Source organism: Rhodococcus sp. O3, assembly GCF_048897285.1.
Classification (GTDB): Bacteria; Actinomycetota; Actinomycetes; order Mycobacteriales; family Mycobacteriaceae; genus Rhodococcus.
The window spans coordinates 1-8,140 of record NZ_JBMBTE010000169.1; the positions used below are offsets into that span (position 1 = coordinate 1).

The following is an 8,140-nucleotide window of genomic DNA, read 5'->3' on the forward strand; positions in this document are numbered from 1 at the left end:
GCCGGTGCGGATGCTGCCGGAACTCGTCGAACACCGGGCGCTGCTCGCCGCACTTCCGCCCGGCACCCCCGCGTCGGCACACGCGCCGACGTCGGAGCGGCTGCGGGTCCCGATCGGAATCGACGAGGCGGAGCTCGCTCCGGTGTGGCTCGACTTCGCGGAGAACCCCCACCTGCTGGTGTTCGGGGACTCCGGCTGCGGCAAGACCGCGCTGCTGCGCGGGATCTGCCGGAGCCTCATGGAATCGAACACCGGCGCCCAGGCCCGCATCATCGTCGGCGACTACCGGCGCACCATGCTCGGCGTCGTCGAAGGCGATCATCTCGGGGGCTACGCGCCGTCCGCGGCCGTGCTCGCCGCGATGGCCCGGGACCTGGCCGCGGTCTTCGAGAAACGGCTGCCCGGCCCGGACACCACCCAGCAGCAACTGCGGGACCGATCGTGGTGGACGGGGCCGGAGGTCTTCGTCGTCGTCGACGACTACGACATGGTCGCCACATCGGGCCAGAATCCGCTGGCACCGCTGGTCGAGTACCTGCCGCACGGGAAGGACATCGGTCTGCACCTCGTGATCGCCCGCCGCTCCGGCGGCGCGGGACGAGCGCTGTTCGAACCGGTCATCGGGCGGCTGCGCGAGCTGTCGTCGGCGGGCCTGATCATGAGCGGGAACCGCGACGAAGGAGCGCTCCTCGGCGCGATCCGGCCGAGCCGGATGCCGCCGGGACGGGGCATCATGGTGCAGCGCAGCGGCGAATCGCTCGTACAGGTCGCGTGGGTCCCCGAACAGTGAGCAACCCCGACACGCTCGGCCTGCTCTTGGCGCCCGACCGGGTCTTCGCGCGGTGGGCGGACGTCACGCTCGACTGTCCCGCGCTCGTCGCGGACATCGGCGACGGATTCGTGTTCGCCGAAGCGGCCGCCCGCCGCCCGTCCGAAACCCACCTCGACGTCGTCGCCCGGATCGGGGACCGGCCCGGAACCGAGGGCGGCCCCGACCTGACCGGCGCGCTGACCGGGTTGGTGCAGTACGCGGCGGCCGCGGTCTCCGCGCCCCCGGACGCGGGCACCGTCACGATGGTGTACCCGACACGGTGGAGCGAACGGCGCCGCGAGATCGCCCACACCGCAGCGCGAAACGTCGCCCGCAACGCCGTCCTCACCGCAGCGGCGGTCGCGGCGCGGCAGGCGGTGACCGCGTCGGCGGTGGAACGCTGTGTGGTCGCCGAGGTGGTGGACGGCGAGATCACCGCGTCGCTGCTCGCAGCGGCGCCTGCATCGGACACCCCACCGCCCGTCGACCGCACCGCGGTGGACGGCCACCTCGGCGCCGCGGATCTGGACACCGCGCAGGGATTCGCGCGATTTGAGGAACTGATCGGCTCCGTCGCCGGTCCCGTCGATCCGGACGTCCTGATCGTCACGGGTGTTCCGGGCGAACCGTCCGGCGCAGCGCTGTGCGAGCAGATCCGCGAGCGGCTCGGCCGCGGCATCCGGGTCGTGCCGGTCGCCGCGTCGGAGATGCTCGCCGCTCTCACGGCCCCGGCCGCCGCAGCGGTCCCGGAGCCCACCCTCCCGACGACGGCGCAATGGCTGGCCGACGTGCGCGCGGCGGAGCCGCCACCGCGTCCGCCGGTGCGGTGGTGGTGGGGTCTCGCCGCCGTCGCAGTCGTAGTCGCGGTGGCCGGTGGGCTGCTCCTCGGCCGCGACGCGGGAACGATCGCGCCACCGCAGATCGACACGGTCGAGGAGGAGGCGGGGAGCCCGGTGCCGACCGGGGCGGTGCCGTCGACGCGGTCCCCGTCGACCCGATTCGAACTGGGTCCGGTGCGCATCGAGCTACCCGAGCAATGGCGGCTCCGGGACACCGGCGACACCGTCGGCGGACGCAGCGAACTCGTTCCCGGCGGCGGCGAGGACCGGCGGATCGTGGTGGTGCACAGCCGACTCCGGGACGGCATGGACGAGGCCGCGGTCGCTGCCGTGCTCGAACGCCGGGCTGCCGAGCGCGGCGGGGTCATCCGCGACCTCGACACCGACACCATGTTCGGGGACCGGTCGGTCATCGCCTACACCGAAGTGCCCGAAGAGTTCTCGACAGTGCGCTGGTTCGTGGTCGTCGACCGTGGATGGCAGGTCGCGGTGGGCTGCCAGTTCCTGGTGGGGGAGTGGGCCGGGATCGGCAAGGAATGCGAGCAGGCCGTCCACACACTTGCGGTCGAGTAGCGCCGGAACATCCGGCCCGACGAGTTTTCGGCCGAGGGGAACCGATCGGACACAGGTGACGTCCAACCAGGTGTAGGGCGCAATCCGGCCCGGACCGCAGGGGGAACCGGGTCCGGTCGCGACGCGGAGAACGACGAGGGGAAACGGAAATGTCCGATGTGCAGGACGGTGGGGCGGGCGGTCAGCAGGTAGTCGCCGATGTCGCGGAGATGCTGGGCGCGGCCCAACAGATCGACAACTCGCGCGAGGTCCTCGGCGACATTCTCGCTCAGCTCAAGACGATCGTCGGGCGGTCCGCCGACGTGTGGGGCGGCGACTCGCAGGAGATGTTCGGGATCGTGATGGCGGACTGGGACAAGGCTTCCCGGAACATGAACGATGCGCTCGAGGAGATCGCCGCCGGTATCCGGACCAACGGGAACTCGTACGAGCAGGCGGTCGAGGAGCAGGCACGCGCGATCGCCGATGTCGGCAGCACCCTCAAGGGCAGCTATACCTGATCGCCACCGCGCGCAGAGTTTCGGATCGACAGGCAGTTCGGATCGACAGGGCAGTTCGGATCAACAGGGCAGGGGGAACAGGACAGTGGTCAAACCGATCAGGCAGGAATTCGCGGGTGTCCATCAGGTGTACAAGGACCTCACCGCGCTGCAGGGCGCGATGAACGACGAACTCGACACCGTGGGAACGACGGCCGAGCGGTTCGTGCAGACGTGGGACGGCACCGCGCAGGAGGAGTACTACAAGTCGCAGACCAAGTGGAACACCGCTGCCTTCGAGTTGAACTTCATTCTCGGGCAGATCGGCGCGTCGGTCGCGACCGGCAACCGGAACATGGTCGATCTCGAAGATGGGCTCACCCGCCAGTGGGGTTCGAGGTGATGCCCCTGGCCGTGTGAGAAATCCGTGTGGGTACCGCGACGTCCCGGTGGTGGAGAGGCCGGCGGGACGTCGCGGTTCCGTGTGCCTGCCCGAGGGGCTGTTTTGACCGCCGCGTAGTCGGACCGGTATCGTGTCCGTTTGGCGTGTCGTGCGCTGCCGTGGCCTCGTGCCCGGTGGACGTCGCTTCTCGGGTCTCAACTGGCCGCCGAGGGTGATCATCGGCGATGCGCGGGCCAGCAGCGAAACGATAGACGAGGAAGATCTGTGTCTACGTACACACCGAAGGCCGGCGACGTGACCCGCCAGTGGCACGTCATCGACGCCACTGACGTGGTGCTCGGCCGCCTCGCGGTGCAGGCGGCGAACCTGCTCCGCGGCAAGCACAAGCCCACTTTTGCTCCGCATGTCGACGGCGGTGACTTCGTCGTCATCATCAACGCCGACAAGGTTGCCATCTCCGGCAACAAGCGGACCGACAAGTTCCTCTACCACCACTCGGGCCACCCGGGTGGTCTCCGCGCGCGTTCGGTGGGCGAGGTTCTCGACAAGAACCCCGACCGCCTCGTGGAGAAGGCCGTCACCGGCATGCTCCCCAAGAACAAGCTCGGCCGCGCCATCGCGAAGAAGCTGAAGGTCTACGCGGGCCCGAACCACCCGCACGCCGCGCAGCAGCCGGTTCCGTTCGAGATCAAGCAGGTGGCCCAGTGACTGAGCAGAACGTGAACGAAGAGTACGGCGACGACTCGGTCGAGAACGTGGTCGAGGAGTACGCGGTCGACGAGGTCGCCGCTGCGCCCGCCCCGATCGTGCTCGATCGCCCGGTCCAGACCGTCGGCCGCCGCAAGGAGGCCGTCGTCCGCGTCCGCCTCGTGCCCGGCTCCGGCAACTTCGTGCTCAACGGCCGCACCATCGAGGACTACTTCCCGAACAAGGTGCACCAGCAGCTCGTGAAGTCCCCGCTGGTCACCGTCGAGCGTGTCGAGTCCTTCGACATCCACGCGCGCCTCACCGGCGGCGGCCCGTCCGGCCAGGCCGGCGCGCTGCGTCTCGCCATCGCGCGTGCGCTGATCGAGGTCTCGCCCGAGGATCGTCCGGCTCTCAAGCGCGCCGGCTTCCTCACGCGTGACGCCCGCGCCACCGAGCGCAAGAAGTACGGCCTGAAGAAGGCCCGCAAGGCACCTCAGTACTCCAAGCGCTGATGTGTTGCCGACGCTGACCACGTGGTCGGCCTCGGCACCTGTTCGACCACGAGAGCAGGCGCCGGTAGAGAACTCCTACCGGACGCCTGCTCTTGTGCATTCCCGCCCTGTTCGCTCGGGCGGTTCTCCCCGGCGGGGGCTCGCCGGATCTACGACACGAGAGGTTGTCCATGGGGCGGTTGTTCGGTACCGACGGTGTTCGCGGTCTTGCGAACGCGAAGTTGACGGTGGAACTCGCCGTCCGGATCGCAGGTGCCGCGGCCGCGGTGCTCGCGGCCGGTACCGACGGGCGCAGACCGGTAGCGGTCGTGGGCCGGGACCCCCGCGCGAGCGGCGAGATGCTGGACGCGGCCGTGACCGCGGGCCTGACCGCCGCCGGTGTCGACGTGCTCTCGGTCGGGGTGATGCCGACCCCCGCGGTCGCGTACCTGACCGACGCCTACGCCGCCGACCTCGGGGTGATGATCTCCGCGTCGCACAATCCCATGCCGGACAACGGCATCAAGATCTTCGCGGCAGGCGGCCACAAACTCGAAGACGCCGTCGAGGACCGTATCGAGGCGCTGCTGCACGGCGAGCAGACGCCCGAGCGACCCACCGGTGCCGGCATCGGACGGGTCCGCGTCGCCACCGACGCGTCCGCCCGCTACCTCGAGCATCTGGCCGGCGCGACCACGGCCCCGCTCGCGGGCCTGAAGGTCGTCGTCGACTGCGCCCACGGCGCAGCATCCCAGGTCGCTCCTGCCGCCTACGCCGCCGCCGGGGCGACGGTCATCGCGATCGGTGCGGAGCCGGACGGCCTCAACATCAACGACAACTGCGGATCCACACACCTCGACGCGTTGCAGAAGGCCGTCGTCGAGCACGGCGCCGACCTCGGGCTCGCGCACGACGGGGACGCCGACCGCTGCCTGGCCGTCGACGCCGCCGGGTCGATCGTCGACGGTGACGCGATCATGGCGATCCTCGCGCTGGCGATGCGCGACAGCGGCGAACTGCACGAGAACACGCTGGTCGCGACGGTGATGAGCAACCTCGGTCTGCACCTGGCGATGCGGGAGGCCGGTATCACGGTCGTGACCGCCGGGGTCGGCGACCGCTACGTTCTCGAGGAACTGCGGCGGGGCTCGTTCAGCCTCGGCGGCGAACAGTCCGGCCACATCGTCTTCCCGTCCCACGGCACGACCGGTGACGGGGTGCTGACCGGTCTGCGATTGATGGAGCGCATGGCGGTCACGGGCTCGGCGCTCACGGACCTCGCGTCGGTGATGCGGACCCTGCCCCAGGTGCTGATCAACGTGCCCGTCTCCGACAAGACGGCGGTCGCGGGCCACCCGGCCGTGGTCGAGGCGGTTGCCGCTGCCGAGCACGAACTCGGAGACACCGGCCGGGTGCTGCTGCGTCCGTCGGGTACCGAACAGCTCGTGCGCGTCATGGTCGAGGCGGCCGACGACACCGTGGCGCGGGTCCTCGCCGATCGTCTGGCCGACGCAGTCGCCGCAGTCTGAGTCGATCCAGCCTGAGCGGAACCGACGCCCCTACGCCTGCGTCCAATCCCTACGACGGCACTGCCACGGTGGCGGTGCCGCGGGGGAGGTGCGCGTGGGGCACGGGAGAACGAACGCCGACGGCGTGCGGGTGGACGTGTCGGAGGTACATGCGATCGCGGCGGGTCTCGGTCGCGCGGTGGCCGGCACCGAGCGGCAGTGGCAGCGTGCGCTGGGTGGACTCGGCTTCGATGCGGGTGCCGCGGGCCCGGGATATCGCGGTCGCGGGGAGGCGGTGGACGCGGGCTACCGTCGGCTGCGCCGGGTGCTCGAGGCGTGGTCCGACGAGGCGGCCGGCGTCGCCGACCTCCTGGGCCGTACCGCCGACGGCTACGGGTACGAGCTGGATCGGCAGGTGACTGCGCTCACCGGGATCGACGCCGACGTGCGAGGCCCGCGGTGAGCGGTCCCACCGGGATCGACGACCTGCTCGACGTCGGTGCCCCCGGTCTCCGGTTCTTCGCCGAGTTCCTACCGCGTGCACATCGAATCGGTGCGGCGTCGACCGTCACGGTGCCCGATCTGACGGACCGATACGACGCGCAACGCGGACTCGACGTCGCGCGGCTCGCGTCCGACGCCGACGCCGTGCGGACGGTGTGGTCGGTGCTCGGTAAGGGCGTCGATGAGCAACGCGATCGGATCGCGTCGGTGCCGGCGGTGTGGGCGGGTGGCGCGTCGTGCTCCGCGTCCGATCCGCTCGCCGCCCACCTCGAGCGGTCGCGGCGGCTGCACGACACGGTCGGTGCCCTCGCGGAGACGCTGGCCGGTGCGGCGAGCGCGATCGGCGCGATCGTCGACGAGAAATCCAGGACTGCAGCGACTTTCGCCGACCCGGTGATCGGTGGTCTGGGTCCGGTGGACGTCGACGCGGTTCTGGCCGGGGCGTCTGGTGCGGGCACCGGCCCCACCGGCGAACAGCTCGCCCGCTGGTCCACCGGCCTCACCGAAGGGGATTCCGCGGCGGTGGCGCACTGGTGCAGCGGATGGTTGAACGAGGTGTTCGTTCCGGGAGTGGAGACCGCGGCCGCCGTGTTCGCCGGGCTGTGCGACGACGCCGACCGCGCGATCGGTGAGGTGTTCGACGAACTGGCCCGCGCGTTCGACGATCTCGACGAGCACCGGTTCCCCGGAGTCGCCACGGACATGTCGTCAGGCGGTCACAGCGCCCCTGAAACCCGCAGCGACATCGTGCCGGCCTGGGGATCGCCCGGCGCTGACCCGGCCGACATGCTGCGGGCCGGCGTGTCGCTGGTCGAATCGGGTCTCGAGCTGGCCACGGCGGTCGGGGAGCTGACCGGGGCCGTCGTGGAGCTTGCGACGGCTGTCGTCGAGGCAGTGACGGAGCGGGCCGAGGCAGCGACCGACAAGGTCGAGTCGGCGGCGGGCGAAGCCCCGGACAGCGCTGCGGCCGCTGAAGTCCCGGACCGCCCGACGGTCGTGTCCGACCCGGCACCCGAACCGCTATCGGCAACGATTCTGCCGACGGACCCCGCCCTGCCCGCCGACGTGGTTCCGCCGACGGGACAGCCGGCACCTTCAGTGACCCCACCCGCGGTCCCTGCCACGCCCACCGACGCCCTGCGTGCGGCCCCGGCCGCAGAAGGACCACCGGCGGCATCCACCGTCCCCGGACCCGGGGTGCCGGTTCGGACCGGTCCCGTGACCAGGGACGATCGTGAGGCTGCCGATCGTGAGGCTGCCGATCGTGAGGCTGCCGATCGCCGTCCCGCGGAATCCGCCGAGCCGGTGCAGGACGGCGGCGTGATCCTTCCCGAGGCGGGTCCGCTGTGAACGCGGAGATCGAGCGGATCGTCGCGGAGTATCGCCGAGCGACAGGTCGTCGGCTCGGCGACCTCGAGGAGGTCCGCAGGCCACGGCAGCTACCGTCGCACCCGCCTCGCTCCCAAGAAGTCGAGTCGGAGAGCGACGAGCCGTACTACCGGCCCAAGAGCTGGCTGATCTGAGTCACCGGATCGGATTCGATCAGCGACGGATCCGCGATCACGTCGGATCCCGGAATCTCCGCTTCCGGATCCGAGAAGCACGCGTAGGTCTTGTCGCCGGTCAGGCGATGCAGCAGGAAACCGGTGAGCAGCGCTCGGGTGCGCTGCTGCGTGCGGCGCTCACCGCCGCCGAGCCCGACGAACGACAGGAGTTTGCGACCCTCGACGAGGCCCTCGTCGGACGCCTTGTGCACCGACCGCAACAGCACCTCGCCGCCCCACGCCTTCGCAACCGCGACCGCGTCGCTGTTCATCGATCCGAGGCTCTTCGCGCCGACGAGGA

General features: G+C 70.7%; 8 protein-coding genes and 2 pseudogenes. 9 read left to right on the plus strand and 1 reads right to left on the minus strand.

The window, feature by feature from the left end; all coding sequences use genetic code 11:
* The 9 genes and pseudogenes from ACN675_RS26240 to ACN675_RS26280 form a co-directional block, all read left to right on the plus strand.
* A pseudogene (locus tag ACN675_RS26240) lies at window positions 1-790 on the plus strand (type VII secretion protein EccC); the annotation flags it as partial.
* A complete protein-coding gene (locus ACN675_RS26245; protein ID WP_420753614.1) occupies window positions 787-2,223 on the plus strand; it encodes a type VII secretion-associated protein in 1,437 nt (478 codons plus the stop codon). The pseudogene ACN675_RS26240 and the gene ACN675_RS26245, both read left to right, overlap by 4 nt.
* Window positions 2,224-2,372: 149 nt before the next feature.
* Window positions 2,373-2,723 carry a WXG100 family type VII secretion target gene (locus ACN675_RS26250; protein WP_420753615.1) on the plus strand — a complete coding sequence of 117 codons (351 nt, stop codon included), beginning with the start codon at window positions 2,373-2,375 and terminating at the stop codon, window positions 2,721-2,723.
* A gap of 85 nt (window positions 2,724-2,808) precedes the next feature.
* Window positions 2,809-3,105 (plus strand): WXG100 family type VII secretion target, encoded by a 297-nt coding sequence (locus ACN675_RS26255; RefSeq protein WP_420753616.1) that lies wholly within the window; start codon window positions 2,809-2,811, stop codon window positions 3,103-3,105.
* 264 nt (window positions 3,106-3,369) lie between these two features.
* Window positions 3,370-3,813 (plus strand): 50S ribosomal protein L13, encoded by a 444-nt coding sequence (gene rplM, locus ACN675_RS26260; protein ID WP_197252551.1) that lies wholly within the window; start codon window positions 3,370-3,372, stop codon window positions 3,811-3,813.
* 47 nt (window positions 3,814-3,860) lie between these two features.
* Window positions 3,861-4,304 carry a 30S ribosomal protein S9 gene (gene rpsI / locus ACN675_RS26265; protein ID WP_420753620.1) on the plus strand — a complete coding sequence of 148 codons (444 nt, stop codon included), beginning with the start codon at window positions 3,861-3,863 and terminating at the stop codon, window positions 4,302-4,304.
* A gap of 170 nt (window positions 4,305-4,474) precedes the next feature.
* Window positions 4,475-5,812: a phosphoglucosamine mutase gene (glmM, locus tag ACN675_RS26270; RefSeq protein WP_420753617.1), complete on the plus strand. Its 1,338-nt coding sequence runs from the start codon at window positions 4,475-4,477 to the stop codon at window positions 5,810-5,812.
* Between the two features lie 94 nt (window positions 5,813-5,906).
* Window positions 5,907-6,254: a hypothetical protein gene (locus tag ACN675_RS26275; RefSeq protein ID WP_420753618.1), complete on the plus strand. Its 348-nt coding sequence runs from the start codon at window positions 5,907-5,909 to the stop codon at window positions 6,252-6,254.
* On the plus strand, window positions 6,251-7,645 hold the full coding sequence (locus ACN675_RS26280; protein ID WP_420753619.1) for a hypothetical protein: 1,395 nt from the start codon (window positions 6,251-6,253) through the stop codon (window positions 7,643-7,645). The genes ACN675_RS26275 and ACN675_RS26280 overlap by 4 nt, the downstream gene beginning before the upstream one ends.
* A gap of 145 nt (window positions 7,646-7,790) precedes the next feature.
* Here the strand turns inward: ACN675_RS26280 and ACN675_RS26285 are convergent.
* Window positions 7,791-8,140: pseudogene (locus ACN675_RS26285) on the minus strand (hypothetical protein); the annotation flags it as partial.

Excerpts from the sequence above, each read along its gene's own strand:
- ACN675_RS26250 (WP_420753615.1), top strand. The coding sequence starts at position 2,373 with ATGTCCGATGTGCAGGACGGTGGGGCGGGCGGTCAGCAGGTAGTCGCC.
- glmM (WP_420753617.1), top strand. The coding sequence starts at position 4,475 with ATGGGGCGGTTGTTCGGTACCGACGGTGTTCGCGGTCTTGCGAACGCG.